The sequence below is a fragment of the Methylobacterium sp. Leaf108 genome (assembly GCF_001423265.1).
Classification (GTDB): Bacteria; Pseudomonadota; Alphaproteobacteria; order Rhizobiales; family Beijerinckiaceae; genus Methylobacterium.
In genome coordinates this window covers 12790-38536 of record NZ_LMND01000011.1, presented here as the reverse complement: position 1 = coordinate 38536, position 25747 = coordinate 12790, and the positions used below count along the sequence as shown (strand labels likewise).

The following is a 25747-nucleotide window of genomic DNA, read 5'->3' as shown; positions in this document are numbered from 1 at the left end:
GTGACTCCGTGGCAACAGTGTGGCGGCTTGGCCGTAACGGGCTGCGATTCAGGCGGCGTCGAGCCCCAGGTCGACGATCGGCGCACTGTGAGTGATCCAGCCGCACGAGATGAGATCGACGCCCGAGGCGGCGACCGCACCGACGGTCTCGCGGGTGATCCGGCCGGAGGCCTCGGCCAGGGCCCGCCCGGCGATCATCGCCACGGCGCGGGCGAGCTGCTCCGGGCTCATGTTGTCGAGGAGGACCGCATCGGCCCCCACCGAGAGGGCTTCTTCGAGCTGGTCGAGGGTATCGACCTCGACCTCGATCTTCACGAGGTGCCCGGCGCGGGCGCGGGCACGGGTGATGGCGGGCACGATGCCGCCGGCCACGGCGACGTGGTTGTCCTTGATCAGCACGGCGTCGTCGAGGCCGAAACGGTGGTTCGAGCCGCCCCCGGCCCGCACGGCGTGCTTCTCCAGCGCGCGCAGGCCCGGCGTGGTCTTGCGGGTGCAGACGATGCTGGCCTTGCCGTGCGGGCGCGCCGCCTCGACGAGGCCGTGGGTGGCGGTGGCCACCCCCGACATCCGGCACAGCAGGTTGAGGGCGACGCGCTCGGCGGTGAGGATGGCGCGGGCCGGGCCGGACAGGCGCAGCACCACGTCGCCGGGGGCGACGAGGGCGCCGTCGCCCCGCTCCACCGCCACCGCGACGGCGGGATCGATCAGGGCGAAGGCGATCACCGCCGCATCGACACCGGAGACGACCCCGCGCTGGCGGGCGGCGATGACGCCTTCGAGGCAGGCGCTCGCGGGTACGATGGCGTCGGTGGTGATGTCGCCCGCCCGCCCGAGGTCTTCGAGCAACGCCGCACGGACGATGGGCTCGACGAGGAGGCGGGGGAGGGGGAGGAGATCGTCGCGCATCGGGTCACTCGTGGCAAGAACTGTCGGAGGGTGGCCGCGCCCCTCCGGGACGGGACCGGCCCTTCCCGGAGGGAGAGAGATCGAGCGAGCGTCCCGGGGGCTCAGGCGCCCACCGGCACCGCGGCGTCCGCCATCCGCCAGACCTGCGCCAGCGTCACCTCGGTGTGGCGGGCGGGCAGCTGCTCGAGGTGGTCGGAGCGCCAATGCGCGCCGCGGCTCTCGGTGCGCGACAGGGCCGAGACAGCCACGATCAGGCCGGTCAGGGCCGCATCGCAATGCCGGGCGGCGGGCGTCAGGCGCGCCACCGCCGCACGCAGGCCCGCCTCCTCGCGCACGACCCCGACACGGCGCTCCATGGTGGCGCGCAGGTCGGCGAGGTCGCCCGCCTCCGGCCGGGTCTCCCAGGGCGCGGCACAGGCCCCGGCCGGCGCCGCGGCGGCGATCGCGGCAGCGATGCGCGGGGCGAAGGCCAGCGCCTCCAGCAGCGAGTTGCTGGCGAGGCGGTTGGCCCCGTGCAGGCCGGAGGAGGCGACCTCGCCGCAGGCGTAGAGGCCGGCGACCGAGGCGGCACCGTCCTGATCCACCGCGATCCCGCCCATGTGGTAATGGGCGGCCGGGCGCACCGGGATCGGCTGGCGCTGCGGATCGATCCCGGCCGCGGCGCAAAGACCCGCCACGGTGGGAAAGCGGCTCGCCATGCGCAGGCCGAGCGCACCGCGGCAATCGAGGAACACCTCGGTGCCACGGCCGCGCACCTGGAAGATCGCCCGGGCGACGACGTCGCGCGGGGCGAGGTCGCCCCCGGCGATGCCGGCCATGACCGGCGCGCCGTCCCGGTCGATCAGGCGCGCGCCCTCGCCGCGCAGGGCCTCGGTGGCCAAAGGCATCGGGTCGGCGCCGGTGGCGATGGCGGTGGGGTGGAACTGCACGAACTCCATGTCGCGCAACACGGCCCCCGCCCGCGCGGCCATGGCGAGGCCACGGCCGGTGGCGCCGGTGGGGTTGGTGGTGGAGGCGTAGAGCGCACCCAGACCGCCGGTGGCGAGCACCACGGCCCGGGCCGGCAGCGGGAACGAGACCCCGTCGCGCTCGCACACCAGGCCGGCGACGCCGCCCGCGTCGTCGCGGATGAGGTCGCGGGCGCGGGCGACGAGCACCTCGATGGACGGGCAGGCGGCGGCCGCCCGCACCAGGGTCTCGAGGACGGCGCGGCCGGTGGAATCGCCGCCGGCCCGCACGATACGGCGGCGGCAATGGGCGGCCTCGAGACCGAGCGCCAGGGCGCCGGCCTCGTCTCGGTCGAAAGGCGCACCCAGGCCGACCAGCCAGTCGATCAGGCCGGGGCCGGCCTTCGCGACCGCCTCGGCCACCGCCGGATCGGTCAACCCCGCGCCGGCGGCCTGCGTGTCCAGGGCGTGAAGCGCGGGTTCGTCGTCCTCGCCCATGGCGGCGGCGATGCCGCCCTGGGCCCAGCCGGTGGCGGTGCCGAAGCCCAGGGGCGCGGCCGTCACCACGGTCACCGGCAGCGGCGCCAGGCGCAGCGCCGTGGCGAGGCCGGCCACGCCGGCCCCCACCACCACGACGCGGTCGGCCGCGAGCGGCCGGAAGGGGAAGCGGGCGGGCGCGTTCATCGGGCCCGCACCGCGAGCATGCGCTCCACCGCCGCCCGCGCCCGCTCGGCGAGTTCGGGCTCCACCGTGACCTCGTGGGTCATCGTCTCGAGGGCACGGCGGATGGTGCCGAGCGTGATCCGCTTCATGTGCGGGCACAGGTTGCAGGGCTTGATGAACTCGATGTCGGGGTTGGCCGCGGCGATGTTGTCGCCCATCGAGCATTCGGTGACGAGCACCACCTGCGCCGGGCGCTTCTGCGTCACGAAGTTCATCATCATCGCGGTGGAGCCCGAGAAATCGGCCTCGGCCACCACGTCGGGCGGGCATTCGGGGTGCGCGATCACCGTGACGCCGGGATAGCTCTCGCGAACCTCGCGGATGTCGGCGGGCGTGAAGCGCTCGTGGACCTCGCAATGGCCGGCCCAGGTCAGGATCTCGACCTCGGGCACCAGGGCCTGGACGTTCTGGGCCAGGAACTCGTCGGGAATCATCAGCACCTGGCGCGCGTTGAGCGAACGCACCACCTCCACCGCGTTCCCGGAGGTGCAGCACACGTCCGACTCCGCCTTCACGGCGGCCGACGTGTTGACGTAGGTCACGATCGGCACGCCGGGGTGCTTTGCGCGCAAGCCCCTGACGTCGGCGGCGGTGATCGAATCGGCCAGCGAGCAGCCGGCGCGCAGGTCCGGGATCAGCACCGTCTTGCCGGGATTCAGGAGCTTGGCCGTCTCGGCCATGAAGTGGACGCCGGCCAGCACGATCACGTCGGCATCCACCGTCACCGCCTCGCGGGCCAGCGCCAGGCTGTCGCCGACGATGTCGGCCACCGTGTGGAAGATCTCCGGCGCCTGGTAGTTGTGCGCGAGGATGACCGCGTTGCGGGTCTTCTTCAGCTCCAGGATCGCGGCGACGTCGTCGGCGAGCGCCGGCCATTCGATGGCCGGGACGTGCCGACTGACGCGCTCGTAGATCTGCGGCAGCGGGAAAGCCGCCGTCGGGGACTGGCTCGCCGGGTGCGTGGTGGCCGCCATGGACGCCTCCTCACTTATGCTCAAATTGAGCATTGCGCCGACTAACGTAGGGCCCGGAATCGCGGTTGTCCAGATATGCTGGAGTTGAGCATAACAATTTCGCGGTGCAATGAACCGTCGCGTCGGACCGCGTGCGGTGCGATCAGCCCGGACGGCGGGCGGGGGTCAGGCGAAACCCCGGCGCCGGGCGCTCCAGCAGCACCTCGCGGCGGAAGCGCACGAGGCGGGCCGGGCGGCCGGCGGTGCCGCTGGTGAGGTCGTCGGTCTCCTCCACGAGCCCCTGCTGCGCCACCAGCCTGCGGAAGTTCTGCTTGTGGAGTTCGGCGCCCGACAGGGCTTCCACCGTCCGCTGCAGCTGGAACAGGGTGAAGGTCGGGGGCATCAGTTCGAACACCACCGGGCGATACTTGATCTTGCCGCGCAGCCGCCCGATCGCCGTGGCGAGCACACGGCGATGGTCGAAGGCCATGGGGTGGCCGGTGACGGCGGCCTCGGCGCAGGCGCCTTTCCCCGCCTGCCCCTGCGCCTCGGGGATCAGGCCCGCCTCGAACAGGAGCTCGTAGCGCTCCAGCACCCGCTCCTCGTTCCAGGCACCGCCGCAGAGGCCGAAGGTGAGGCCGAGCCGGTCCTCGCGCCGGCGCCGCAGCTTCGGGTCGGCGACCTCGCCGGCCCAGGCCATGAGGCGTGGCTCGATCGCGCCCAGCGACTCCGGGCGCCCCGCCCGCCAGTCCTCCCAGGGCAGGTAGCGATACCAGTTGCGCCAGGAGGCCTCGGCGAGGCCGGCCGGGCGCATCTCGCGCACCAGGGCGAGATAGGCCACGGAGAGCGAATGCAGCCCCGCCGCCTCGTCGCCCTGCCGGTCTCGGTCGCCGAAGGTGTAGAGCTGCTCGACGTAGCCGAGGCGCTGGTGGGTCTGGCGCTCGACCCAGGCGCGCAGGCCCCGTTCCAGGGTCGGATGCTCGGGCACGAGCGGCCCGAACGGCAGGCCGTCCTGGCGGCCGGGCGCCTGCCCGGGCACCTGCACGGTGAGCGCGCGCGGCTCCCCGTCGGTGGCGGCGACGATCACCGCCACCAGCCCCACGGCGGAGGGATGGGACAGGGCATCGCTCGTCCCGGTCCCGAGCGCGTGGTCGGGCGGGTCCTTGGCCGTCGTCAGGCTCGACATGATTCCCGCATCGCTACCGCACCGGTGGTCTTGGCATATTGCGGTCCGCGGTCAACGCGGCGATGTCGCGAGCGGTCGTGCGGGGTTGCCGGCGACGGTCGCTCCCGCCGCCACGTCCCGCGTCACCACGGCGCCGGCACCGACGATGGCGTGGTCGCCGATGCTGACGCCCGGCAGGACCAGGGCGCCGCCGCCGATCCAGACGTTGGTGCCGATGGTGATCGGCCGCGCGAACTCCAGGCCGGACTCGCGCGCGGCGGCCTCGCGCGGATGATCGGCGGTGAGGAGTTGCACGCCGGGGCCGATCTGGGTGCGGTCGCCGATGGTGACGGGCACGATATCGAGGATGAAGCAGCCGAAGTTCAGGAAGGTGTCGGTGCCCAGCGTGATGTTGTAGCCGCAGTCGCAATGGAACGGCGGGCGCACCACCGCGCCGTCGCCGGCGCCAGCGAAGATCTCGCGCAGGAGCGCGATGCGGTCGCGCGCAGGCATCGCCAGGGTGGCGTTGTAGCGGGCGAGCCACTCCATGCAGCGCCGGGAATCGGCCCTGATCTCGTCGTCGCCGGGGTGGTAGAGTTCGCCGGCCAGCATCCGCTGCTTCTGGGTCTTGTCCACGGGCATCTCCTCCAGGGTCCGGGCCGACCGTCGACATGGGGGCTTCGCGCGCGCCTCGCCACCGGAAGGGCGGCGGCGACGGGTTCCTGCGGGCCGGCCTTGGCCTTATGGAGGACGAAACGGACCGCGGGGAGACCGTCACGGTGATCGGACAGGGACAGGCGGCGGGGCCGGCCGTGCCGGTGGATCTGCGCCTCTACGGCATCCTCGACGTCGGCGTCTGCGGCGGCGACGGCGCCAGGCTCGCGGCCATGGCGGCACAGGCCGCGGCCGGCGGCGCGACGCTGATCCAGTACCGCGAAAAGGACATCGCAGACGCCAGGGCCGCGCTGGCGCGCATCCGGGCGATCCATGCGGCGCTGGCCAGCCGGCAGGTGCCCCTCCTCGTCAACGACCGGGTCGACCTCGCGCTGGCGGCCGGCGCCGAGGGCGTGCACCTGGGACAGGGCGACCTGCATCCGTCCGACGCCCGGCGCCTGCTGGGGCGCCACGCGATCATCGGGCTCACCCTCAAGACCGGGGGGCAGGCGGACGAACTCTACCGCCTGCCGGTGGACTACGGCTGCATCGGCGGGGTCTTCGCCACCGCGAGCAAGGACAACCCCGATCCGCCGGTGGGCCTCGACGGCTTCGGCCGGGTGGCGTTCCGGGCGCGGCTGGCCCGCGGCACCAACTTTCCCCTCGGCGCCATCGCCGGCATCGACGCCAGCAACTGCGCCGCGGTGATCGCGGCGGGCGCGGACGGCGTCGCGGTCATCTCGGCGCTGTTCACCGGCGATTCCGTCGAGGGCCGCGCCGCCGATCTGCGCCATAGGGTCGATTCGGCCCTCGCGGCACGGGGCGCGCGCACGTAAGCTCGCCGGCAACGGAACCTCACCATCCGACGGGAAGCCCATGACACCGATCGCCGTCACCATTGCCGGGTCCGATTCCAGCGGCGGCGCCGGGATCCAGGCGGATCTCAAGACCTTCGCGGCCCTGCGCGTCTACGGCGCCAGCGTGATCACGGCGCTCACCGCCCAGAACACCCTCGGCGTCCAGGGCATCCACGACGTGCCGGCCGTCTTCGTGCTCGCCCAGATCGAGAGCGTGTTCTCCGATCTCGCGGTGACGGCGGTGAAGATCGGGATGCTGTCGCAGGTGGAGACCATCGTGGCGGTGGCCGAGGGGCTGGGACGGTACGCCGGCCGCATCCCCATCGTCCTCGACCCCGTCATGGTGGCCACCAGCGGCGACCGGCTCATCACCGACGAGGCGGTGGAGGCCCTGCGCCGGCACCTGCTGCCGATGGCCGAGATCGTGACCCCGAACCTGCCCGAGCTCGGGTGCCTCATCGGCGAGCCGGCCGCCGCCACCGAGAACGCCGCCGTGGCGCAGGGGCGCAAGCTCCTCGCCCTCGGCGCCCGGGCCGCGCTGGTCAAGGGCGGCCACGCCGAGGGGACCGAGAGCATCGACCACCTGATGGGGGCCGACGGCACCATGCGGCGCTTCTCGGCACCCCGCATCGCCACGCGCAACAGCCACGGCACCGGCTGCACCCTGTCCTCGGCCGTGGCGGCCGGCCTTGCGCGCGGCGTTCCCCTGGCGGAGGCGGTGGCCCAGGCCAAGCGCTACGTCACCGCCGCCATCGCCGCCTCCGATAGCCTGCCGGTGGGCAAGGGGCACGGGCCGATCCACCACTTCCACGCCCTCTGGCGATGACGGATGGGTCCAGGCCGGCGGTCCCGGCACCCTCCTCCACCTTGCGCCGGACGCGAGAATCCGTTTGTAGTAGCGCACGATCGTCCGGTTAACGGAACGAGGCACGGGTTTGGCGAGATGCAGGACGAGGTGACGACGGAGCGGGGGCGTCCGCGCGAGGTGCTGACCGGGGCGCAGGTCCTGTCGGGCCAGCTCGGCAAGACGATCCAGCGCCTTCGCAAGGCCTACAACCTGTCGCTGTCGGAACTCGCCGAGCAGTCGGGTGTGGCGAAATCGATCATCAGTCAGATCGAGCGCAACGAGACCAACCCGACGCTGGCCACGATCTGGCGCCTCAGCCAGGCCCTCGACGTGTCGATCGAGCGGGTTCTCGCCACCAACGACGAAGAACCCTTCATCGAGAAGATCTCCCGGGCCGACACCCCGAACCTGGTCTCCGAGGACGGGCGGGTCCGCCTGTCGATCATCGGCTGGATCAAGACGGTGGAGTGGCTGCAGTGGTACGAGGTGACCGCCGAGCCCGGCGGCATCCTCGATTCCGACCCGCACCAGCGCGGATCGGTCGAATCGCTGACGGTGACGGAGGGCGTGTTCGAGGTCGACGTCGCCGGCACCCATCACCGCGCCCGCGCCGGCGAGACCCTGCGCTATCGCTGCGACCGGCCCCATACCCTGCGCTGCATCGGCGAGGGACCGTCGCGGGCGATCATGGTGGTGATCATGAAGGCGGCGGTGATGGAGTGACACGGTGTCCGCTTGGATCAAGCGGGAACCGTATCGCCGAGCCCGCGCGGCGCCCGAGCGAAGCCCATGTCCGCATCACGAAGCGATCAACCGCAAATGGGATGATCCGGCCCCGTCGCTCCAATCGTCAGTAGGTCGGCACCAGCCGCTCCTCGGTGAGCGGCACCCGCATGCGGAAGACGAGTCCGGTGGCGGCGTAGTCGATGCTGACCTCGGCGTTGCATTGCTGGGCCAGCACCCGCTGCAGCAGGATCGAGCCGAAGCCCTTTCGCGTGGGCGGCGTCACCGCCGGTCCGCCGGATTCGACCCAGGACAGGTCGAGGGTCCGCTTGGCATCGTCCTGGTGAAGCGTCCAGGTGATGTCGATGCGCCCGTCGGGCTGCGCCAGGGCGCCGTGCTTGGCGGCGTTGGTGGTCAGCTCGTGGATCGCCATGCCGGTGGGCACCGCCAGATCGGCGGCCAGTTCCACGGCCGGGCCGTCGAGCCGGATGCGGGCCCCGCCGATGGAATTGTAGGGGTCGAGCTCGTTGCGCAGCAGGTTCTCGAGGGGCGCGGTCTGCCAGTAGTCCTCGGTGAGGAGGTTGTGGGTCTTGCCCAGCGAGACGATCCGGTCCGAGAACGAGTGATAGAAGGTCTCGACGTCGCGCGTCGAGCGCGCGGTCGCACCGAGCAGCCCCTGCACGGTGGCCAGCGTGTTCTTCACGCGATGGTGCAGTTCGCGGATCAGCAACGCCTGGCGCTCGTGCGTGCGCTCGCGCTCCTGGAGGGCGGCCTCGACCTCGCGCTGGCGCCGCCGCGCCCGTAGCGCCGAGCGCACGGCATTGGCGAGCACCGCCGGATGGAACGGCCGCTCGAGCACGGTGACGTTGCCGAGAAGGTCGGTGAGGCGACGATCCGGCGTCGAGCCGCGCAGGCTGAGGAGAACGAAGGGGAAGTCCGACCAGGGTGGCTGGCGGTCCACCCATTCGGCGATGGCGCGGCGGTCCCACCGCAGCAGCGCTTCCTCGGTCACCACCGCGCAGGCGGCCCGATCGATCTCGGCGACGAGGTCGTCGAGGTTCGCCTTCACCTCGGAGGCGATGCCGACTTCGTCGAGGATGGCGGCGGCGACCTGCGCATCGCGGCCGGCGGGGGCGAGGACGAAGGCGAGGCGATCACGCTGGGGCATCGGTGTCCCGGTCCCGCAGCAGGGTGCCGCGTTCGCCCTCGAAGATGGGCACGCCGGTCAGGACGCCACGGAACCCCGTGAGGGGCAGGCCGACCCTGATGCCGCCGGTGTCGATCTTGAACTCGCGGATGGCGTCCTCGTGCGGGCCGGTGCGCTTCTTGAGCACCGAGATCGCCCGCCGCACCCGTCCGGCCGCCTCGAAGAAGCGCAGCATCACCACGGTGTCGCTGACGTAGGTGAGGTCCACGGGCGAATCCGCCCGGCCGATCATGCCGTGCTGGGCCAGGATCAGGATGGTCACGACGCCGAGCTGGTTGAGGAAGGTCAGCATCTCGTGCATCTGCAGCACGAGGTAGGGCTGGTCCGGCATCGCGCTCATGTAGCCGGTGAGGCTGTCGATCAGGACGACCCCCACGCCGTCCTTCTCGACGGCGTCGCGCATCCGGCCGGCGAGCTCGCCCGGCGTGACGTCGGCGGGATCGACCTGTTCGATGCGCAGGAGGCCCGAGCGCAGGTAGGGCGCCAGGTCCATGCCGATGCCCGCCGCCCGCTGCAGCAGGATGCCGGCGGTCTCGTCGAAGCTGACGACGAAGGCGCGCTCGCCGCGCTTCAACGCCGCCAGGAGGTAGCACAGGGCCAGGGTCGACTTGCCGGCGCCCGACGGCCCGATGATCAGGGTGCTGGTGCCGCGATCCACCCCGCCCCCGAGGATGCCGTCGAGCCCCGGGATGCCGCTCTCGGCCGAGCCGGGGACGAAGGCGCGGTGGTGGTCGGCCGGGATCAGGCGGGGAAAGACCCGCACGCCGCCCTCCTGGATCAGGAAGTCGTGGTACCCGGCCTGATAGCGGGCGCCTCGCATCTTGATGACGTTGAGGCGCCGCCGCGAGGTGCCGTAGGCCGGCGTGATCTGCTCCAGGCGGATGACCGCGTGACTGATCGAATGCAGGTTGAGGTCGTCGTCGTCCGAGCTGAGGTCGTCGAGCATCAGGACGGTGGCGTTGTTCAGGAGGAAATAGCTCTTGAGCGCCAGCACCTGGCGCCGGTAGCGCAGCGACCCCTGTGACAGCAGCCGGATCTCCGACAGGCTGTCGAACACCACGCGAACCGGCTTGACGCGTTCGATCTCGGCGAGCGCCATCTGCACGGTCTCGCCGAGCTCCAGGTCCGAGGAATGGACGAGGCTCTGCTGCTTCTCCGAATCGAGGCTCAGCTCCGGCGGCACCAGCTCGTAGATGTCGATGCCGTCCAGCGACCAGCCGTGGCGCTCGGCCACCGACATCAGCTCGCGCCGGCTTTCCGACAGGGTGATGTAGAGGCCGCGCTCGCCGCGTGCGACGCCGTCCATCAGGAACTGCATTCCGAGGGTGGTCTTGCCGCAGCCCGGCCGGCCTTCGATGAGATGGGCGCGTTGTCCGGCGTAGCCGCCGGACAGGACCTGATCGAGCCCGGGGACGCCGCTGGGAACGGGTGCGGCGTCGAAGGAGGGTGACGTCATCGGTGAACTCGGCACATCGCGAAGGCTCGGACAGCTGTAGGGACGGGTCGACCCGCAAGCACAAGTGGAACGGCCGGAAAAGCCGCCACCCGGAGGGGTTCGTCCGCGGGTGTTGTCGGCATACAACCCTCGACGGGGCCGCCCGATCCATCACCCGGCATGCAAGCGTGTCCGCCTTCGTGCGAAAGCCCTCAGGCCCGGCCCATTTCCATCGCCGCCGCCGTGATCGCATCGGCGTGGAAGTGGTGCAGCATGTGCCCGGCCCCGGCGATGAGGTCGAAGCGCGCGCCCGGGATGAGACGCGATGCGTTCCAGCCGTGGAGCAGGTTGCCGACGACGAGGTCGGCGTCGCCGCCCAGGATGTGCACGGGCACGCGGCACCGGCCGTAGGCCATGGCGAGGCGGGTGAGCGCCGGCCATAGGGCGGCGGCGTCCTCGCCGTTGGCGATCATCGGCGCGGGGCGGCGTGCCCAGGCGAAGGGGAACTCGGCGGCAAACCGCGGCGGCATCGCCTGGGGCAGGAACATCGTCCGCCACAGGAGCGGCAGCATCGCCGTGTCGAAGGCGGCCCCGCCCGTGAAGGCGAGGGCGTCGCCGAGGACCGGGACCGCGCGCGGGCCGAACAGCAGCTGCTCGAGGCGCAGCTCGGGAAAGCAGATGGGCGCCAGCGCCACGATACCGGCGATCTCGTCGGGAAAGCTCATGGCGTAGGACAGCGCCACCGCCCCGCCGAAGGAATGGCCGACGATCACCGGCCGGTGAAGACCCAGCGCCCGCAGCGCCTCGCGGACGATCGCGGCCTGGGCCCAGGGCGAGCCGTCGCGGAAGCGGATGCGGTCGCTGGCGCCGTGGCCGGGCCGGTCGACGGCGATGACACGGAAGTGCCGGCTCAGGGCCGTCATCGGGCCGAGCCACATGTCGTCCAGGGTGGTGAGAGCGCCGTGGATCAGGACGAGGTCGGGACCCGAGCCAGCCTCGACGTAGGCGATCCCGCGTCCGCCGGAGGACCGCAGGATGCGGCGATCGAGGGAGACGGTACGGCCCCGGCGTTCGGAAAGGGCCACGACGGTGTCGTCGCGCCCCGATGTCCTGTCCACAGCCTGCTCCATGTCAGCCCTTCGTCCCGCTCGAACCGGATCGCAATCCCCCGCTCCGCCCGCTCAGGACCGCCGCCCCTTCGCGGGCCGCCCCGACCGCGCGGCGAGCAGCGCGACCACCGCCAGCACCCCAGCGAGGCCGAGCGCCGGCACCAGGTTCCGCTCGACGCGGGTATAGGCGCTCGTGCGCATGACGTAACCGGGGTGGTCGCCCCGCGCCCGGCCGTCGGTGCCCGCGGCATGCAGGGATCCCGCCGGATCGCGCGGCGCCTCCTTGCGCCGCTGCAGGGCGCTCACGGCCGGCGACAGCGCGTCGTAGGCGCCCGGCGCGAAGGTCTTGAAGCTCGCCAACGCCTTGGCCGCACCGCCGACGAAGACGTCTCGCCGCGGATGCACCGCGGCATGCAGGATCGCCTCGGCCACCTCCTCGGGGGGATAGACCGGCGGCGGGAGCTTCGGCTCGCGGTCCATGTAGTTGCGGGCGTGCTGGGGCAGGGGGGTATCGATCGAGGCCGGCTTGATCAGGGTGACGGAGATCGGGGCGCCATCCTCGAGGAGCTCCATCCGCAGGCTGTCGGTGAAGCCCTTCACGGCGTGCTTGCTGGCGCCGTACATCCCCTGCAGCGGGAAGGCGAGGTCCGAGCCGAGGCTCCCGACGTTGATGAGGGCGCCGCCGGCCCTCCTCAGGTGCTCCACCGCGATCAGGGAGCCCAGCACCGTTCCCCACAGGTTGGTCCGGAGCAGGCGCTCGTGGTCGGCGTCGCTCACCTGCCAGAGCCGGCCGTAGATCGTCAGGCCGGCGTTGTTCACCCAGGTGTCGATCCGGCCGTAAGCCTCGATGGCGCATTCGGCGACCACCTCGACCTCCTCGCGGACCCCGACGTCGGCCGGCACCGCGATCGCCTGGCCGCCGGCGTCGAGGATCTCGTTGCGCAGGATGTCGAGGGTCTCGGCGTTGCGGGCGACCAGCACCACCCGCGCGCCGCGCGCGGCCGCCAGCCGTGCGGTGACGAGGCCGATGCCGCTCGACGCGCCGGTGATGACGATCACCTGATCGCACAATGGCTTGAGAGCATTCATGGTGGGGCGCTCGGTGTTGAGGTCGGGACCATACTCCATGCCAACTCGCGATCGTACCGCTTGTTCGGTGCACCACGACCGCCGGGCGGGCCGCGGGCGTCGAAGATGCGCAACGACGGGTGGATCGGCCTTTGCAGTTGGGAGGTCACGGCCTTATCAGGGCCGGCCCCTCGCCGAGCCGACACCGGAGCCACCCTGCGGATGCGCGACCCGAACGCGATCGATTTCTGGCGCGGCCTGGCCTTGGTGACGATCTTCATCAACCACATCCCCGGCAACACCTTCGAGCGGTACACCTACTCGCAGTACGGCATCTCGGACGCGGCCGAGCTGTTCGTGTTCCTGGCCGGCTGGTCGATCGGGATCGCCACCCACGGCAAGGACGGCACGCCCGAACCGGCCCTCACCAGCGTACTGCGGCTGCTGTCGCGCACGGTGGAGGTGTACCGGGCCCAGATCACCACGATGGCATTGGCGCTGGCGATGATCGCCGGCACGGCGCTGGCCCTCGACAACCCCCTCATCCTCGAGTGGCACAATGCGGGCGGCTTCTTCGCCGACCCGATCCAGACCATGGTCGGGTTCGTGCTGCTCACCCATCAGCTCGGGTTCTTCAACATCCTGCCGCTCTACGTGGTGCTGATCGGGGTCGCTCCGGCCTTCGTGCTCCTGGCGCGCCGGAGCCGCGCCCTGGCGCTCGCCCTCTCGGTGGCCGTCTACGGCGCCAGCCTCGTGTTCGAATGGAACCTGCCCGCGTGGCCGGGGGAGGGGGACTGGTTCTTCAACCCCCTGTGCTGGCAGCTGCTCCTGGTGCTCGGCATCGTCATGCAGGGCTGGCACCGGGAGCACGCCTGGCTGCGGCTGTGGACGGCGCGGCTGGTGCCGCTCGGCGTCGTCATCGTCGCGGCCGGCATCGTGCTCTCGGTCTGGGAGATCCGGCCCGATCCTCTGCTGGTGCCGGACCCGCGCCTGCTGTTCACCTTCGACAAGACCTACCTGTCGCCGGCCCGCCTCGTCCACTTCGTGGGCGTCCTGCTGGCCTTCCAGGCCGTCTACCGCCTCGTCGCCCCGCGGATCGGCCCGGTGGCGCGCTATCTCGCAGGATTGGGCCGGAATTCGCTGGCGGTCTTCTCCATCGGGTCCCTCCTCAGCCTCGGGGCCCAATTCGTCAGATTCCAGACCGGCGGCGGTGTATTCGTCGACTGTGTCGTCGTAGGATCGGGATTGATCGCTCTGGGTGTCACAGCATGGTTCGTCGAATGGCGCTCCCGAAGGCCACGGCCCTCGTCCTCGGCCTCACGCTAGGGCTCGTCGCCCCCTCGGCGCGCGCCCAGGCGACCCCGCAATCGCCGGCTACCCAAGCACCGGCCATGCCAGCGGCGCCCGCCATGCAAGCGCCGGCCATGCAGGCGCCGCCGGCGATGGTCGTGTCCCCGCCGCGCTCGACCGCGACCGCGGAGGGGGGCGAGGCCCTCGACGCCACCCTGTCGCCCGAGTGCAGGGTGCCCGGCTCGCGGCTCTACACCCTCAATCGGCTCGACGCGGTCAAGGCGGCGCTGAAGGAAAAGCGCCCGGTGCGCGTCCTGGCCATCGGCGCACCGGCCGCCAGCGCGGGCGCCTCCACCTCCTATCCCGTCAAGCTCGAATCGGCCCTGGAGCGGTCGATCCCCAACGTCGACGTCGAGATCGAGAGCCGCGGCCTGTCCGGCGAGGTCGCCTCCGGCGCCGCCGAGCGGCTGCGGACCATGGTGGCGGAATCGGAGCCCGACTTGGTGATCTGGCAGGTGGGCACCCACGACGCGCTCGCCCGCGTCGATGTCGGCGATTTCGCCAACGCCCTGCGCGAGGCGGTGCAATGGGTCAAATCCCACGAGATCGACATCGTGCTGGTCGACCCACTCTATACGGCGAGCCTGGCCGAGGACGCTTATTACACCAGCATCGTCAAGGCGGTGAAGGACGTGGCCGCGAGCGAGGGCGTGCCGTTGGTGCAGCGCTACGAGGCGATGCGCTACCTCGCCGGCAGCGGCGACAAGGGCGAGGGTCATCTGCTGGGCAAGCAGTTCCGCCTCAACGACCTCGGCCTGCGCTGCATGGCCGAGCACGTGACCCGCGCGATCTCGCTGTCGCTGCTCCAGCCCGATCTCGCCACCGTCACCGGCACCGCCGTGACGCCGCCCAAGGACGGCCCGAGGGCGGCGGCCCCCGGCCCGGCCGGCAGCGGCCAGTGACGGTTTACCGGACCGAAACGCGGGAGCCTTAGGCTTCCCGCCCGGGAGGCCGGTCTCGAGGGGAGCATCGGCGTCCGAGGGCGGGCGGCCGGAGGCTCCGTGACGGTTCCGGCGGCGACGCGATCCATCCCGGCCGATGCCTTCGTCGGCATCCGGCGCTCCGGCCCGGCGTCCGTGCCGGCCGGCCGGTCGGTGCGCACCGCCTCCCGCGCGGCGGCGACTGTGTTCGGCATCCGGATCGCGGCCGCCGGCTTCGCCTACGGCGCCCAGGTCCTGATGGCGCGCCTGCTCGGTGCTGCCGAATTCGGCATCGTCGCGGCGGTCTCGGTCTGGATCGCCATCCTGGGCCATGCCGCGAGCCTGGGTTTTTCGCAGGGCGCCTGCCGCTTCCTCCCGGTCCATCGGGCGAACGGCGACCTCGACGCGGTGCGCGGGTTCCTGCGCGCCGGTACATGCCTCTCGCTGACCTGCGGCATCGCGCTCGCCGGGTTCGGCCTCGGCCTCGTCTGGATCGAGGGTTCCCTGCCCGGCGGGCCCTTCGCGGGGCCGATCCTAGTGGCGGCCCTGATCCTGCCCCTGTTCGCCCTGCAGGATTACTGCGAGGGCCTCGCGCGCAGCCAGAACCGGGCGGTGCTCGCCATCGCCCCGCCCTACCTCCTGCGCCAGGGCGTCATGATGGCAGCGCTCCTGGCCGCGATCGGCCTCGGCCTGCCGCCGGAAGCCGCGACCGCGCTCGCCTGCCTGCTCGTCGCCACCGCCGTCGCCCTGTCGGTCCAGGCCCTGGCCCTGCGCCGGCTCCTCGGCCGGTCGATCCCGAACGGGCCCCGCCGCTACGCGTGGCGGACGTGGCTCGGAGCCTGCGTTCCGATCGCGGCCGGAGACCTCGCCGGCGCCGGCCTCGGCGTCGCCGACGTCGTCGTCCTGAGCCTCGTGGCATCGCCCCAGACGGTGGGCCTGTATTTCGCCGCCACCCGCATCCAGCAGTTCGTTGCCTTCGTGGCCTATGCCGCCACCGCCGCCACCGCGCATCGCTTCGCCGCCCTGGCCGCCACCGGCGAGCGCGGGGCCCTCCAGGACCTCGTGCGGCATCAGGCCCGGCTCACCGCCCTGGGCACCGCCCTCGTCGGCAGCGGGCTCCTCGCCGTGGCGCCCTGGCTCCTCGACCTGTTCGGGCCCGGGTTTCGCGACGGTCTTCCCATCCTGGCGATCCTCGTGGGGGGTAGCCTCGGTGCCAGCCTGTTCGGGCCGGGCGAACACATCCTGGCGATGCTCGGGGGCGAGCGTCTGGCGGCCGGCATCACCCTGTCGGCGCTGGTCCTGGCCGCGCTCCTGACCGGGCTCCTGTTCGCCTGGATCGGCGTGACCGGTGCCGCCACGGCCATGGCGCTCGCCGTGAACGCGCGGGCGCTGGCCATGGCGATCGCCGCGAATGCCCTGCACGGCATCGCCACGCCCGTGCTTGCCCTGCCGGGCTCGTCGCGCCGCTGATCGCCCCCTCGGCAGCGGCCCCTCGCCTGTGCTAACCCACCGCCTCGGCACGTCAGACAGGACATCCCCGCCGCATGCCCAGACTCCTTCCCCGCTTCCTCTCCCTCATCGCCGGAGCCTCGTTGATCGCCATGACCGCATCCGCCTCAGCCGAGTACGTGACGACCCCGTCGGGCCTGAAATACCAGGACGAGGTGGTGGGCACCGGCCCCGAGCCCAAGGCCGGCCAGAAGGTCAACGTCCACTACACCGGCTGGCTCGACGAAGGCGGCAAGCCGGGCAAGAAATTCGATTCCTCCGTCGATCGCGGCCAGCCCTTCAGCTTCACGCTGGGCGCCGGCCAGGTCATCGCCGGCTGGGATACGGGCGTCGCCACCATGAAGGTCGGCGGCAAGCGCCGCCTCGTGATCCCGCCGGACCAGGGCTACGGCTCGCGTGGCGCCGGTGGCGTCATCCCGCCCGGCGCCACCCTGATCTTCGATGTGGAATTGCTCGGCGTCCGCTGACGCTCCCGTCGGGCGGCCGGGGAACCGGCCGCCCGCATCCGATCTGCCCGAATATTGCCTGTGCCGCAGACGCGCGAGACCGAGCCCTCGTGCCCGTGGAACCCGCGATGCCGCAGCGCGACCTGACCCTCACCGCCGAACTGATCGCCGCCGCGCATCCCCGGCGGCCGGCCGACGATGCCGCCGCGATGCCGCTCATGACCGACGCGGACGTCGAGGCCGCCCTCCACAGCGAACTCGACGCACGCCCGGCCCCGGCCGGCGGGGGGCCGTGGGTGTTCGGCTACGGCTCGCTGATCTGGCAGCCGGAATTCGCGATCGCGGAGCAGCGCCTGGGCCGCGTGCGCGGCTGGCACCGGCGCTTCTGCCTCCTGCAGCGACGCTTTCGCGGCTCGACCGATCACCCCGGCCTCGTCCTGGCGCTGGTGGCCGGCGGCGTCTGCGACGGTGTCGCCTTCCGCCTGCCCGCGGGCGACTGGCGGGAGGTGCTGATGCCTGTGTGGCGCCGCGAGATGCGCGGCAACGGCTACCGCGCCCGCTGGGTGCCCGTGGCCACGCGCGAGGGCGTGGTCGAGGCCCTGACCTTCGTGGCGAACCCGGCCTGCGACCGCTACACCGGCCGCCTCGGCGAGGCCGAGATCGCCGACCTCATCGCCCGGGCCGACGGCGGCCTCGGCCCCAGCGCCGAATACCTGCGCCGCACCGCGCTGGCCTGTGCCGAACTCGGCATCCGCGACCGCCACCTGTGGTCGCTCCAGGCCCTGGTCGCCGAGCGGCTGCAGGCCGCTCCCCTCATCGCTCGGTCAGCTTGAGCTCGATCCGGCGGTTGCGGCCGTAGGCCTCCTCGGTGGTGCCGGCCTCCAGGGGCTGGAACTCGCCGAAGGCCGCCGCCAGGAGGCGCTGGGGCGGGATGCCCTTGCCCGCCATGTATTGCACCACCGCGATGGCGCGGGCGGCCGAGAGCGCCCAGTTCGAGGGGAACTGCGAACTGGCGATCGGGCGCGCGTCGGTGTGGCCGTCGATGCGCAGCACCCAGGGGATGTCGGCGGGGATCTGCCGGGCGAGGTCGATGATCGCCGTGGCGATGCGGTCGAGTTCGGGGCCGGCCTCCGCCTTCAGGCTCGCCGAACCGACGGGGAACAGCACCTCCGATTGCAGCACGAAGCGGTCGCCGACGATGCGGATGTCGGGGCGGTTGCCGAGGATCTGGCGCAGGCGCCCGAAGAAGTCGGAGCGATAGCGCGCCAGCTCCTGCACCCGCTGCGCCAGGGCGACATTGAGGCGGCTGCCGAGGTCGGCGATGCGGGCCTGGCTCTCCTTGTCGCGGTTCTCGGAGGCCGAGAGCGCGTCCTCGAGGGCGGCGAGCTGGCGGCGCATGGCGGCGATCTGCTCGTTGAGGAGATCGACCTGCGACAGGGCGCGGTTGGTGTTGGCCCGCTCCACCGCGATCTGCTTGTCGCGCTCTTCGACGCGCGAACCGCTGCCCTGCGCCCCCTCGGCCAGGACCTGGAGCCGGTCGCGGTCGGCCTCGGTCGCCGTGAGCGTGCTGCGCAGGCTGGCGGCGCTCTCCTCCTGCGCCCGCTTGTTGGAGCGTTCGAGGGCCAGCAGGTCCGTGAGGTCGGCGATCTGGCGGGTGAGGCGGTTGAGGACCGTGTCGCGGCCGGTGATCTCCTGGGACAGGAAGAACTGCCCCACCACAAAGATCGTCAGCAGGAAGACCACCGCCAGCAGCAGCGTGGCCAGGGCGTCGACATAGCCCGGCCAGACGTTGAGGCTCCGGTCGCGCCGCGTGCGCAGCGAGGCCATCAGGCCCGCTCGCGGCCGAGGCGGTCGAGCGCCTGCTTCAGCTCGCGCTCGCGGCTGGCCTGGGCCTCGACCCAGTCGCGGATCATCTGCTGCTCGGCGCGCATGTGCTGGACGAGGCCCTGGATGCCCTCGGCGAGGTTGGTCATCGCCTGGGTCGCGACCCGGCCGTTGGCGCCCTCGGCGACCACGGTGGTCAGGCGCTCCACCGCCTCCGTCAGCTCCTTGGCCGAGGCCGGCACGGCGGGGAGCGCCGTGGCGGCCTCCTGCGTCTCGCCCGAGGTCAGCCAGTCCTCGAGGTCGTTGTGGAAGCGGGCGTGGGCCTGTCCGGCCTGGAGGTCGAGGAAGCCGATGACGAGGGAGCTGGCCAGACCGAACAGCGAGGCCGAGAAGGCCAGGCCGATGCCGCTGAGGGGAACGGCCAGGCCGTTCTTCAGTTCGTCGAACATCGCGCCGGCCTCGCCGCCGCCGCGCATGGTGCGGATCACCGAGCCGACCGCGCTCAGGGTGTCGATGAGGCCCCAGAAGGTCCCGAGCAGGCCGAGCAGGATGAGGAGGCCGGCGACGTAGCGCAGGATCTCGCGACCCTCGTCGAGGCGGGCGGCGGTGCTGTCGAGGAAGGCGCGGGTGGCCGGCAGGCTGCGCCCCTCGCGCCGCGCCGCGATCGCCGGTGCCAGCGGCGCCAGGAGCGAGGGCCCCTTGGCCGGCTCCTGCCCCATCGCCACCGCATTGACGTAGGCCGTCTCGCGGTTGAGGCGCAGCACCTGCCCGAAGGCGAGCAGGACCGCCAGCAGCAGCACGCCGAGGATCAGCCCGTTGAGGCCGGGATTGGCGAGGAAGGCCGGCGTGATCTGCTTGAACAGGACGAAGGCGAGGAACCCGACCAGGGTCAGGAAGACCAACATCCGGATCAGGTAGATGCCCGGCTTGACCAGCGGTGCGTCGGGATTCGCGGGAGGGGTCGCCATGGGCTGATGGGAAACTCTTCGACGCTGACTTGCTAGCGTTCACGACACGTCGAGACGCGCGCGCATCGCGGCGGGACCGAGCGCACACTGGCCGCAGGTCTGGCCACGATCAAGTCGTCGGGGGCCTCGAAATGACGGCCGCGCCAGCTTTGCACGCAATTGATGGCAAGACGACTGATGGCAAGACGACCTCCATCACGAACACAGACACGAGACGCGTGGCTGGCTAACGTCCTGAGACGCACCGGATCGGCACCTCGATGACACGCCCGGGCACCGAATCCCAGGACCGTGTCTGAACGAGGCGCAACGTCGTGTCACCCGGCCCTTCGAGGCGCACGCGAAAGACCTTTGCCGTTCCGGCCCCAACCCCATCGGACGGTGGGCCGAGCGTCTCACCAACGATCGTCGCCGCATGGTGAGGCACTTCCGCATGCCAGAGGAACCCTCCGATTCCTTCTCCCGGCGCCGCGATCTCGATCGTCTCGCCGGGGCGGGCGTCGATGGGACCACGCCGCTCAAGATCCATCACGACGTCCTCCGAAAGGCCCGCTCATATCGCGCCCGCAACGCGATTCAAGCAAGCTTTTCAGTGAGCTTCGCGGCTTTCGTACGGCGGGGCGACAACTGTCGAGCGACCACGGTCGTGCTCGCCAGTGCGATCTCGGGATCGTAGAACAACACCTCGGAATCGATTCCGCATTCACCATATCCGATGCGAAAATAGCCCTTCTCGCCCCATCCCGATCCCCAACTGTTCTTGGCGATCCAGCATTGCTCGGCGTCGTCATAGCCGATCACGGCAACGGCATGCCATCCGAGAAACTCACCCGCCACATGAGTGTAGATGCCTTTTCGGTAAGCATAGAAATCCTGGAACACGCGAAATCCGCCGATCACCGGCCCCTTCTGGAGAGCCTGCTTGCGGGCCATCTGGGATACCGCGGTCTGGTAGCGAGGCACGCTGACGATGGGCGGAATCGGCTGGCACGCCTGATTGCCGGGCGTGTAGGGGAAATCCGACTCCTGGCCGATGCCGTGCTTTTTCGCGTAGTCCAGCGCCTTCGTGTAGAACCACCCCTGGTCGCAAGAGTTCGGCGCGCCGCAGTAGAAGAGATGGGCCTCCGAGAGGTCGATCGACCCGCCGGGATTCCCGGTACCGATGAGAATCCGGCTTTCCACGGCGGCGCATGTCGCAAATGCGACGCAGGAGCCGCAGCTCGATTGATCCTTGACTGGTGTCACGAAGTTTTGACCGCCGCTATTACGCCAGTCGAGTTTCGGCGGCGGCGGTGCGACAACCTTGAATAGCGCCGATTCGGCATTTCGCGCCTTGACGACCTCCTTCTTGGCCCGTTCCGGGTCAAAGGAAAGGCCGAACCGCCCAGTCGGCGATGCTTCGACATCGTAGAATTCGCTGATGGACGTCGGACCGGCGTCCCATCGCGCGCCCGCTCGCTGAATCGCGGCATTGATCCGCTCGAAATCCGGCTGACCCACGAGGACGTCCTTCCCACAACTTCAGTGCCGCATAAAACACCCTCAAGTTGTGTTCGGAAATCGCACGTCCGTCAACCGGCGCTTGCGGCGAAAGCAATGTTCCTCAAGTCAAAATGCTGACAGGTGCCCATGGATGCAGTCGTCAAAGGGCCCGTCCTATCGTCCAATCGGAATCTGCAGACCGACCGGCGTCGTGCGTCGCGGCACCGCTATCCCTTGGGACCGCCTCAATCCCACTCCCGCGGCCAGGTCTCCTCCAGATGCGGCCCGAGGCGCACCGGCGCCACCCGCGTGGCGAGGCCGGTGGCGTCGTCCGTCTCCACCGCGATGCCGCACAGGGTGCCGGTCCCCTGCGCCGCCTCGAGGCGGGCGCCGGGGGTCTTCTGCAGGAAGCGGCGCAGGGGCTCGTCCTTCTGCATGCCGAGGATCGAATCGTAGTCGCCGCACATGCCGGCGTCGGAGAGGTAGGCGGTGCCGCCGGGCAGAATGCGGTGGTCCGAGGTCGGGGTGTGGGTGTGGGTGCCCACCACCAGGCTGGCGCGGCCGTCGAGGAAGTACCCGAAGGCCTGCTTTTCGCTGGTCGCCTCGGCGTGGACGTCCACGATCACCGCGTCCGCGACCTCGCCGAGCGGGCAGGCGGTGAGTTCGCGCTCGGCCGCCGCGAAGGGATCGTCGAGGGCGTCGAGGTAGATCCGCCCCATCACGTTGAGGACGAGGACGCGCGCGCCGGCGCGGGTCTCCACCACCGTGGCGCCGCGCCCGGGCGTGCCCGGCGGGTAGTTGGCCGGGCGCACGAGGCGGGTCTGGCGGGCGATGAAGACCAGGGCCTCGCGCTGGTCGAAGGAGTGGTTGCCCAGCGTCACCGCGTCGGCCCCGGCCTGGAGGAGCTCGTCGCAGATCGCCTCGGTGATGCCGAAGCCGCCGGCGGCGTTCTCGCCGTTGATCACCACGCAATCGAGGCGCCAGCGTTCGCGCAGGGCCGGCAGGCGGCCGGTCACGGCGGAGCGGCCGGGACGCCCGACGACGTCACCGAGGAAGAGGAGGCGCATCGGCGGCGGGCCTTCAGGTCCGGAGGAGGGAGACGGGGCCGGCCTCGGTCACGAGATGGTCGAGGGGCCGGTCGTGCGGCTCGGCCGGGACCGCCTCGATCTCCTGGACCGCGAAGGCGATCCCGATGGTGAGGACCGGGCCGTTGCCGCTGAGGCGCGCGATCGCCCGGTCGTAGTAGCCGCGCCCGTAGCCGATGCGATGGCCGCGGCGGTCGAAGGCCGCCAGCGGCACGATCAGGGCGGTGGGATCGAGGGGAGGGAGGTCGTCGCGCGGCTCGCTCAGGCCGAAGCGGCCCGCGACCAGGGCCTCGCCGGCCTTCCACTCGCGGAACACGAGGCCCTCGGGCGTCACCTTCGGCAGGGCGACGCGCTGGCCGCGGGCGAACAGCCGGTCGATGAGCGGGCGCGGATCGACCTCGCTGCGGATCGGCCAGAACGCCCCGACGATCTGCGCCCCGGCGAGGGCGTCGATGGCCATGACCGCATCGGCGACGGCCACGGACCCGTCGCGGCGGGCCTCGGGCGAAAGCCCGTCGCGCCGGGCGAGGACGGCCTCGCGAAGGGTGGCCTTGAGGCCGGAGGTGGGGGAGGAGGAGTGCGGAGCCACGTGAGCCGTTGGAGGATCGATCCCGGGAAACCTACAGTGTAGGTGGGCGCCGTGTTGACCAAGTCCAGGGACGAGGCCAGGGACAGCTCCCGGGGGAGTCGATAAGGCCCCGGGGAAAGTGCTCCTGACGGACTCTGCAGCCCCGCCAGCAGTATGTAGCGTCGGCGGGGGCGCGGCGCCAGGGGGAACCTCACCCCGTCGCCAGCCTGTGGGCCAGTCGCTCGATCCGCTCGGCCGCCCGGTTGAGCCCGTCCTCCAGCTGCGCCTCGTCCACCGCCCGCTCGGCGTCGAGGGAGGCGAGGCGCTCGCGGATCGCCCCGGTCTCGGCCTCGAGGTCGGCGAGACGGCGACGGACCTCCAGCAGTTCGTCGGCCTGGGTCAGCGCCGCCATCACCTGGAGGCGCATGTCGCCGATCTCGCCGAAGGCCTGGCGCATCTCGGCGACCTTGGCGCCGAAGCTCGCGGCGAGGGCGGCCAGGTGCGGCTCCTCGCCCTCGGCGCAGGCCATCCGGTAGCTCTTGCCGTCGATGGTGACGTTGATCTGGGGCATGGGCGCGCCGTCCGCTCAGAGGTCGGGATGGCGGCGGGGCCGCAGCAGGACGCCCTCGACCGTGGCGATGGCGCGCCCCAGGCGATGCCCGACGTCGTCGGTGGTGGCCTCCACCGCGGCGAGCCGGGCGCTGGCCGCATCGAGCTCGGCGGCGAGCCGCGCCCTGTCCTCGCCCATGATCGCGAGCTCGATCTCGGTCTCGCCCGGTGCGCGCACCGCCGAGAAGCGCTGGGCGACGGCCTCCTCGAGCCGGGTCAGGGCGGCTTCGAGGCGCAGGATGCCGGGGCCGGCGGCGTGGCTCACGATCGGGATCTCACGGTGCGGGGCCTTACGATCGGGACATCATCGCCAAGGCGCGTTCTGACGGCCCGCATTGTCGAGCCGGCCGGGTCGGGAAATCAACCTGACTTTCGCGTCCGATCGTCACCCGGCAACCTTTGCCAGCCCGAACGGCCATGATAGTCAGCCCTCGTCCGCCTGACGACAGGCCCCGCGGGGCCGCGAACGGTCCGACCCCGCGCCAGCGCGGGGGCCGGCCGGTTCATCTCAGGTTCAAACGTGGCACCGCTCAGGAACGGGCGCGGCGCGAAACGCCGGCATCCGGGCCACGCGGTGTCGTTCGCGGGAGCGATCTCGCGCGAGAGTGTTCTTGCCCGGCGGCCCCGGCGTGCCGATGTGGGCCTCACGGGGGCGCCGGACGCCCGGCCCCTCGACAGAAGAAGGATATCAGGCCGTGACGGTCAAGGTTGCCATCAACGGGTTCGGACGCATCGGCCGCAACGTGCTGCGCGCCATCCACGAAGCCGGACGCACGGACATCGAGGTCGTGGCGATCAACGATCTCGGGCCCGTCGAGACGAACGCCCATCTCCTGCGGTTCGATTCGATCCACGGCCGCTTTAACGCGAAGGTCGAGGTCGACGGCGAGTTCATCGTCGTCGACGGCCGGCGCATCAAGGTCACCGCCGTGCGCAACCCGGCCGAGCTGCCGCACCGCGAGCTCGGGGTGGACATCGCGCTGGAATGCACCGGCATCTTCACGAGCCGCGACAAGGCCAAGGCCCATCTCGACGCCGGCGCCAAGCGCGTGATCGTGTCCGCCCCCGCCGACGGCGCCGACCTCACCGTGGTCTACGGCATCAACCACGACGCCCTCACCGCCGACCACGTGGTGATCTCGAACGCCTCCTGCACCACCAACTGCCTGGTGCCGGTGGCCAAGGTGCTCCACGACCTCGTGGGGATCGAGCGCGGCTTCATGACCACCATCCACTCCTACACCAACGACCAGCCCTCGCTCGACCAGATGCACAAGGACCTCTACCGGGCCCGTGCCGCCGCCCTGTCGATGATCCCGACCTCCACCGGCGCGGCCAAGGCCGTGGGGCTCGTCCTGCCGGAACTGAAGGGCAAGCTCGACGGCACCTCGATCCGCGTGCCGACCCCCAACGTTTCGGCGGTGGACCTCGTCTTCACGGCCAAGCGCGCGACCTCCGTCGAGGAGATCAACGCCGCGATCCGCGCGGCGGCCGACGGCCCGCTGAAAGGCGTGCTCGCCTATACCGACGCGCCCAACGTCTCGATCGACTTCAACCACGACCCCCATTCCTCGACGTTCCACATGGACCAGACCAAGGTGATGGACGGCACCTTCGTGCGCATCCTCGCCTGGTACGACAACGAGTGGGGCTTCTCGAACCGCATGGCGGACACCGCCGTGGCCATGGGCAAGCTGCTCTAGGCTCGGGATCGGACCACCCGCTCCGGGCGGACGGCGTCTTTGACGCCGGGCCGCCCGGAGCGGTCGGATCGACGACCGACGCGCCCCGCATCCTCCCCGCCCGCGACCAGGTGTGCCCGAGATGACCGAGACTTCGCCGACGACCACGGCCTCCCCGACGACGAAGGCCTCGACGACGACCACGGCCGGCAGCGACTTCATTCCCGGCGGCTCATCGCCGACCCCCTCGTCCCCGATTTCCTCCTCGCCACAGCCGACCGCGGCCGTCGTCGCGGCGGCGACTCCGGTGGCCGCAGCCGCACCGGAGCCTGTGACCGCGGTCAGGACGACATCGGCCTCCGCGGCGGGCGACCAGCTCGCCCGGATCGAGGACAAATGCGCCCGGATCGAGGACAAGTACGCCCGCTCCGAGGCGCTGCTGTCCAAGGTCGAGGACAAGGTCGAGGGCGCAGCCCAGCGCATGAACGAGGCGGCGCGCCAGTCCGACCTCACCGCCCTGCGCAGCGAGGTGCGGGCGATCGCGGACCGCACCAAGCGCCTGCCGGGTGCCGGGGCCCTCGTGCTCACCGCCGTCATCACCGCGGTGCTCACCGTCGTCCTGACCATCGCCGTCCAGCGGCTCAACCTCCAGGCGCTCATCCCGGTCTGAGCCGGGCGAGCCGCCGACAGGATTCCAGCGTGAAAAGGCC

At 71.4% G+C, this 25747-nt stretch carries 27 protein-coding genes and 1 other RNA gene; 10 read left to right on the top strand and 18 right to left on the bottom strand.

Annotation, left to right across the window (positions count from 1 at the left end; all coding sequences use genetic code 11):
• Positions 1 to 48: 48 nt before the first annotated feature.
• From nadC to ASF39_RS08165, 5 genes are all read right to left on the bottom strand, one after another.
• Positions 49 to 906 carry a carboxylating nicotinate-nucleotide diphosphorylase gene (gene nadC / locus ASF39_RS08185; RefSeq protein WP_056282671.1) on the bottom strand — a complete coding sequence of 286 codons (858 nt, stop codon included), beginning with the start codon at positions 904 to 906 and terminating at the stop codon, positions 49 to 51.
• Positions 907 to 1007: 101 nt separating this feature from the next.
• Positions 1008 to 2537, bottom strand: coding sequence for an L-aspartate oxidase (locus ASF39_RS08180; RefSeq protein ID WP_056282668.1), 1530 nt, complete (start codon positions 2535 to 2537; stop codon positions 1008 to 1010).
• Positions 2534 to 3550, bottom strand: coding sequence for a quinolinate synthase NadA (gene nadA, locus ASF39_RS08175; RefSeq protein WP_056282665.1), 1017 nt, complete (start codon positions 3548 to 3550; stop codon positions 2534 to 2536). The genes ASF39_RS08180 and nadA overlap by 4 nt, the downstream gene beginning before the upstream one ends.
• A 142-nt stretch (positions 3551 to 3692) precedes the next feature.
• The gene (locus ASF39_RS08170; protein ID WP_082494440.1) at positions 3693 to 4715 is read right to left on the bottom strand and encodes a hypothetical protein; all 1023 of its coding nucleotides are present in this window, start codon (positions 4713 to 4715) and stop codon (positions 3693 to 3695) included.
• 51 nt (positions 4716 to 4766) lie between these two features.
• Positions 4767 to 5330: a sugar O-acetyltransferase gene (locus ASF39_RS08165; protein WP_056282706.1), complete on the bottom strand. Its 564-nt coding sequence runs from the start codon at positions 5328 to 5330 to the stop codon at positions 4767 to 4769.
• A gap of 143 nt (positions 5331 to 5473) precedes the next feature.
• On the opposite strand from ASF39_RS08165, the gene thiE reads away from it, so the two are divergent.
• The 3 genes from thiE (at position 5474) to ASF39_RS08150 (ending at position 7775) form a co-directional block, all read left to right on the top strand.
• Positions 5474 to 6184 carry a thiamine phosphate synthase gene (gene thiE / locus ASF39_RS08160; protein ID WP_055881781.1) on the top strand — a complete coding sequence of 237 codons (711 nt, stop codon included), beginning with the start codon at positions 5474 to 5476 and terminating at the stop codon, positions 6182 to 6184.
• Positions 6185 to 6224: 40 nt separating this feature from the next.
• Entirely contained in the window at positions 6225 to 7031 is an 807-nt protein-coding gene (gene thiD / locus ASF39_RS08155) for a bifunctional hydroxymethylpyrimidine kinase/phosphomethylpyrimidine kinase (protein WP_056282660.1), read from the top strand.
• A 117-nt stretch (positions 7032 to 7148) separates the two neighbouring features.
• Positions 7149 to 7775: an XRE family transcriptional regulator gene (locus tag ASF39_RS08150; protein ID WP_055881422.1), complete on the top strand. Its 627-nt coding sequence runs from the start codon at positions 7149 to 7151 to the stop codon at positions 7773 to 7775.
• A gap of 127 nt (positions 7776 to 7902) precedes the next feature.
• On the opposite strand, the gene ASF39_RS08145 is transcribed toward ASF39_RS08150, so the two are convergent.
• From ASF39_RS08145 to ASF39_RS08130, 4 genes are all read right to left on the bottom strand, one after another.
• A complete protein-coding gene (locus ASF39_RS08145; RefSeq protein ID WP_056282657.1) occupies positions 7903 to 8943 on the bottom strand; it encodes a sensor histidine kinase in 1041 nt (346 codons plus the stop codon).
• Positions 8930 to 10438: an ATPase domain-containing protein gene (locus ASF39_RS08140; RefSeq protein ID WP_056282654.1), complete on the bottom strand. Its 1509-nt coding sequence runs from the start codon at positions 10436 to 10438 to the stop codon at positions 8930 to 8932. The genes ASF39_RS08145 and ASF39_RS08140 overlap by 14 nt, the downstream gene beginning before the upstream one ends.
• 191 nt (positions 10439 to 10629) lie before the next feature.
• Entirely contained in the window at positions 10630 to 11535 is a 906-nt protein-coding gene (locus ASF39_RS08135; RefSeq protein ID WP_244472321.1) for an alpha/beta hydrolase, read from the bottom strand.
• Positions 11536 to 11598: 63 nt separating this feature from the next.
• On the bottom strand, positions 11599 to 12654 hold the full coding sequence (locus ASF39_RS08130; protein WP_244472320.1) for an SDR family oxidoreductase: 1056 nt from the start codon (positions 12652 to 12654) through the stop codon (positions 11599 to 11601).
• A 162-nt stretch (positions 12655 to 12816) separates the two neighbouring features.
• On the opposite strand from ASF39_RS08130, the gene ASF39_RS08125 reads away from it, so the two are divergent.
• The 5 genes from ASF39_RS08125 to ASF39_RS08105 all read left to right on the top strand — a co-directional run bounded on the left by ASF39_RS08125 (position 12817) and on the right by ASF39_RS08105 (position 17652).
• Positions 12817 to 13920: an OpgC domain-containing protein gene (locus tag ASF39_RS08125; RefSeq protein ID WP_056282650.1), complete on the top strand. Its 1104-nt coding sequence runs from the start codon at positions 12817 to 12819 to the stop codon at positions 13918 to 13920.
• An 83-nt stretch (positions 13921 to 14003) separates the two neighbouring features.
• Positions 14004 to 14846 (top strand): GDSL-type esterase/lipase family protein, encoded by an 843-nt coding sequence (locus tag ASF39_RS08120; RefSeq protein ID WP_244472319.1) that lies wholly within the window; start codon positions 14004 to 14006, stop codon positions 14844 to 14846.
• Between the two features lie 99 nt (positions 14847 to 14945).
• Positions 14946 to 16334, top strand: coding sequence for a lipopolysaccharide biosynthesis protein (locus ASF39_RS08115; protein ID WP_156648431.1), 1389 nt, complete (start codon positions 14946 to 14948; stop codon positions 16332 to 16334).
• A 74-nt stretch (positions 16335 to 16408) separates the two neighbouring features.
• The gene (locus ASF39_RS08110; RefSeq protein WP_055881406.1) at positions 16409 to 16840 is read left to right on the top strand and encodes an FKBP-type peptidyl-prolyl cis-trans isomerase; all 432 of its coding nucleotides are present in this window, start codon (positions 16409 to 16411) and stop codon (positions 16838 to 16840) included.
• A 107-nt stretch (positions 16841 to 16947) separates the two neighbouring features.
• The gene (locus tag ASF39_RS08105; RefSeq protein WP_056282647.1) at positions 16948 to 17652 is read left to right on the top strand and encodes a gamma-glutamylcyclotransferase; all 705 of its coding nucleotides are present in this window, start codon (positions 16948 to 16950) and stop codon (positions 17650 to 17652) included.
• Here ASF39_RS08105 and ASF39_RS08100 read toward each other — a convergent pair.
• The 9 genes from ASF39_RS08100 to ASF39_RS08070 form a co-directional block, all read right to left on the bottom strand.
• Positions 17633 to 18646, bottom strand: a complete 1014-nt coding sequence (locus tag ASF39_RS08100; RefSeq protein ID WP_056282644.1) for a peptidoglycan -binding protein — start codon at positions 18644 to 18646, stop codon at positions 17633 to 17635. The genes ASF39_RS08105 and ASF39_RS08100 overlap by 20 nt on opposite strands.
• The gene (locus ASF39_RS08095) at positions 18646 to 19611 is read right to left on the bottom strand and encodes a MotA/TolQ/ExbB proton channel family protein (RefSeq protein WP_056282639.1); all 966 of its coding nucleotides are present in this window, start codon (positions 19609 to 19611) and stop codon (positions 18646 to 18648) included. The genes ASF39_RS08100 and ASF39_RS08095 overlap by 1 nt, the downstream gene beginning before the upstream one ends.
• A gap of 226 nt (positions 19612 to 19837) precedes the next feature.
• A complete protein-coding gene (locus ASF39_RS20360) occupies positions 19838 to 20140 on the bottom strand; it encodes a protease inhibitor I42 family protein (RefSeq protein ID WP_082494438.1) in 303 nt (100 codons plus the stop codon).
• A 47-nt stretch (positions 20141 to 20187) separates the two neighbouring features.
• Positions 20188 to 21111: a C1 family peptidase gene (locus ASF39_RS08090; RefSeq protein WP_082494437.1), complete on the bottom strand. Its 924-nt coding sequence runs from the start codon at positions 21109 to 21111 to the stop codon at positions 20188 to 20190.
• Between the two features lie 227 nt (positions 21112 to 21338).
• Positions 21339 to 22160 (bottom strand): TIGR00282 family metallophosphoesterase, encoded by an 822-nt coding sequence (locus ASF39_RS08085; protein WP_055881390.1) that lies wholly within the window; start codon positions 22158 to 22160, stop codon positions 21339 to 21341.
• A 13-nt stretch (positions 22161 to 22173) separates the two neighbouring features.
• Positions 22174 to 22767: a 5-formyltetrahydrofolate cyclo-ligase gene (locus ASF39_RS08080; RefSeq protein ID WP_056282634.1), complete on the bottom strand. Its 594-nt coding sequence runs from the start codon at positions 22765 to 22767 to the stop codon at positions 22174 to 22176.
• A non-coding RNA gene (gene ssrS / locus ASF39_RS20355) (6S RNA) lies at positions 22757 to 22913 on the bottom strand. Before ssrS ends, ASF39_RS08080 begins: the two co-directional genes overlap by 11 nt.
• A 44-nt stretch (positions 22914 to 22957) precedes the next feature.
• The gene (locus ASF39_RS08075; RefSeq protein ID WP_055881380.1) at positions 22958 to 23317 is read right to left on the bottom strand and encodes a cell division protein ZapA; all 360 of its coding nucleotides are present in this window, start codon (positions 23315 to 23317) and stop codon (positions 22958 to 22960) included.
• A gap of 15 nt (positions 23318 to 23332) precedes the next feature.
• Positions 23333 to 23620 carry a DUF4164 domain-containing protein gene (locus tag ASF39_RS08070; protein ID WP_244472318.1) on the bottom strand — a complete coding sequence of 96 codons (288 nt, stop codon included), beginning with the start codon at positions 23618 to 23620 and terminating at the stop codon, positions 23333 to 23335.
• A 430-nt stretch (positions 23621 to 24050) separates the two neighbouring features.
• Between ASF39_RS08070 and gap the strand changes: the two genes are divergently transcribed.
• The gene (gene gap / locus ASF39_RS08065; protein ID WP_055881373.1) at positions 24051 to 25058 is read left to right on the top strand and encodes a type I glyceraldehyde-3-phosphate dehydrogenase; all 1008 of its coding nucleotides are present in this window, start codon (positions 24051 to 24053) and stop codon (positions 25056 to 25058) included.
• A gap of 121 nt (positions 25059 to 25179) precedes the next feature.
• On the top strand, positions 25180 to 25707 hold the full coding sequence (locus ASF39_RS08060; RefSeq protein WP_056282628.1) for a hypothetical protein: 528 nt from the start codon (positions 25180 to 25182) through the stop codon (positions 25705 to 25707).
• The last annotated feature ends 40 nt before the right edge of the window (positions 25708 to 25747 follow it).

What these genes read in the sequence shown, in the direction of transcription:
- nadC (WP_056282671.1), bottom strand. Translation starts at nt 906, where the DNA reads ATGCGCGACGATCTCCTCCCCCTCCCCCGCCTCCTCGTCGAGCCCATC.
- nadA (WP_056282665.1), bottom strand. Translation starts at nt 3,550, where the DNA reads ATGGCGGCCACCACGCACCCGGCGAGCCAGTCCCCGACGGCGGCTTTC.
- ASF39_RS08125 (WP_056282650.1), top strand. Translation starts at nt 12,817, where the DNA reads ATGCGCGACCCGAACGCGATCGATTTCTGGCGCGGCCTGGCCTTGGTG.
- ASF39_RS08060 (WP_056282628.1), top strand. Translation starts at nt 25,180, where the DNA reads ATGACCGAGACTTCGCCGACGACCACGGCCTCCCCGACGACGAAGGCC.
- ASF39_RS08140 (WP_056282654.1), bottom strand. Translation starts at nt 10,438, where the DNA reads ATGACGTCACCCTCCTTCGACGCCGCACCCGTTCCCAGCGGCGTCCCC.
- ASF39_RS08095 (WP_056282639.1), bottom strand. Translation starts at nt 19,611, where the DNA reads ATGGCGACCCCTCCCGCGAATCCCGACGCACCGCTGGTCAAGCCGGGC.
- ASF39_RS08110 (WP_055881406.1), top strand. Translation starts at nt 16,409, where the DNA reads ATGCCCAGACTCCTTCCCCGCTTCCTCTCCCTCATCGCCGGAGCCTCG.
- ASF39_RS20360 (WP_082494438.1), bottom strand. Translation starts at nt 20,140, where the DNA reads ATGGATCTTGAGCGGCGTGGTCCCATCGACGCCCGCCCCGGCGAGACG.
- thiD (WP_056282660.1), top strand. Translation starts at nt 6,225, where the DNA reads ATGACACCGATCGCCGTCACCATTGCCGGGTCCGATTCCAGCGGCGGC.
- ASF39_RS08130 (WP_244472320.1), bottom strand. Translation starts at nt 12,654, where the DNA reads ATGGAGTATGGTCCCGACCTCAACACCGAGCGCCCCACCATGAATGCT.
- ASF39_RS08170 (WP_082494440.1), bottom strand. Translation starts at nt 4,715, where the DNA reads ATGTCGAGCCTGACGACGGCCAAGGACCCGCCCGACCACGCGCTCGGG.
- ASF39_RS08105 (WP_056282647.1), top strand. Translation starts at nt 16,948, where the DNA reads ATGCCGCAGCGCGACCTGACCCTCACCGCCGAACTGATCGCCGCCGCG.
- ASF39_RS08100 (WP_056282644.1), bottom strand. Translation starts at nt 18,646, where the DNA reads ATGGCCTCGCTGCGCACGCGGCGCGACCGGAGCCTCAACGTCTGGCCG.
- ASF39_RS08075 (WP_055881380.1), bottom strand. Translation starts at nt 23,317, where the DNA reads ATGCCCCAGATCAACGTCACCATCGACGGCAAGAGCTACCGGATGGCC.
- ASF39_RS08180 (WP_056282668.1), bottom strand. Translation starts at nt 2,537, where the DNA reads ATGAACGCGCCCGCCCGCTTCCCCTTCCGGCCGCTCGCGGCCGACCGC.
- ASF39_RS08085 (WP_055881390.1), bottom strand. Translation starts at nt 22,160, where the DNA reads ATGCGCCTCCTCTTCCTCGGTGACGTCGTCGGGCGTCCCGGCCGCTCC.
- ASF39_RS08120 (WP_244472319.1), top strand. Translation starts at nt 14,004, where the DNA reads ATGCAAGCGCCGGCCATGCAGGCGCCGCCGGCGATGGTCGTGTCCCCG.
- ASF39_RS08145 (WP_056282657.1), bottom strand. Translation starts at nt 8,943, where the DNA reads ATGCCCCAGCGTGATCGCCTCGCCTTCGTCCTCGCCCCCGCCGGCCGC.
- ASF39_RS08150 (WP_055881422.1), top strand. Translation starts at nt 7,149, where the DNA reads ATGCAGGACGAGGTGACGACGGAGCGGGGGCGTCCGCGCGAGGTGCTG.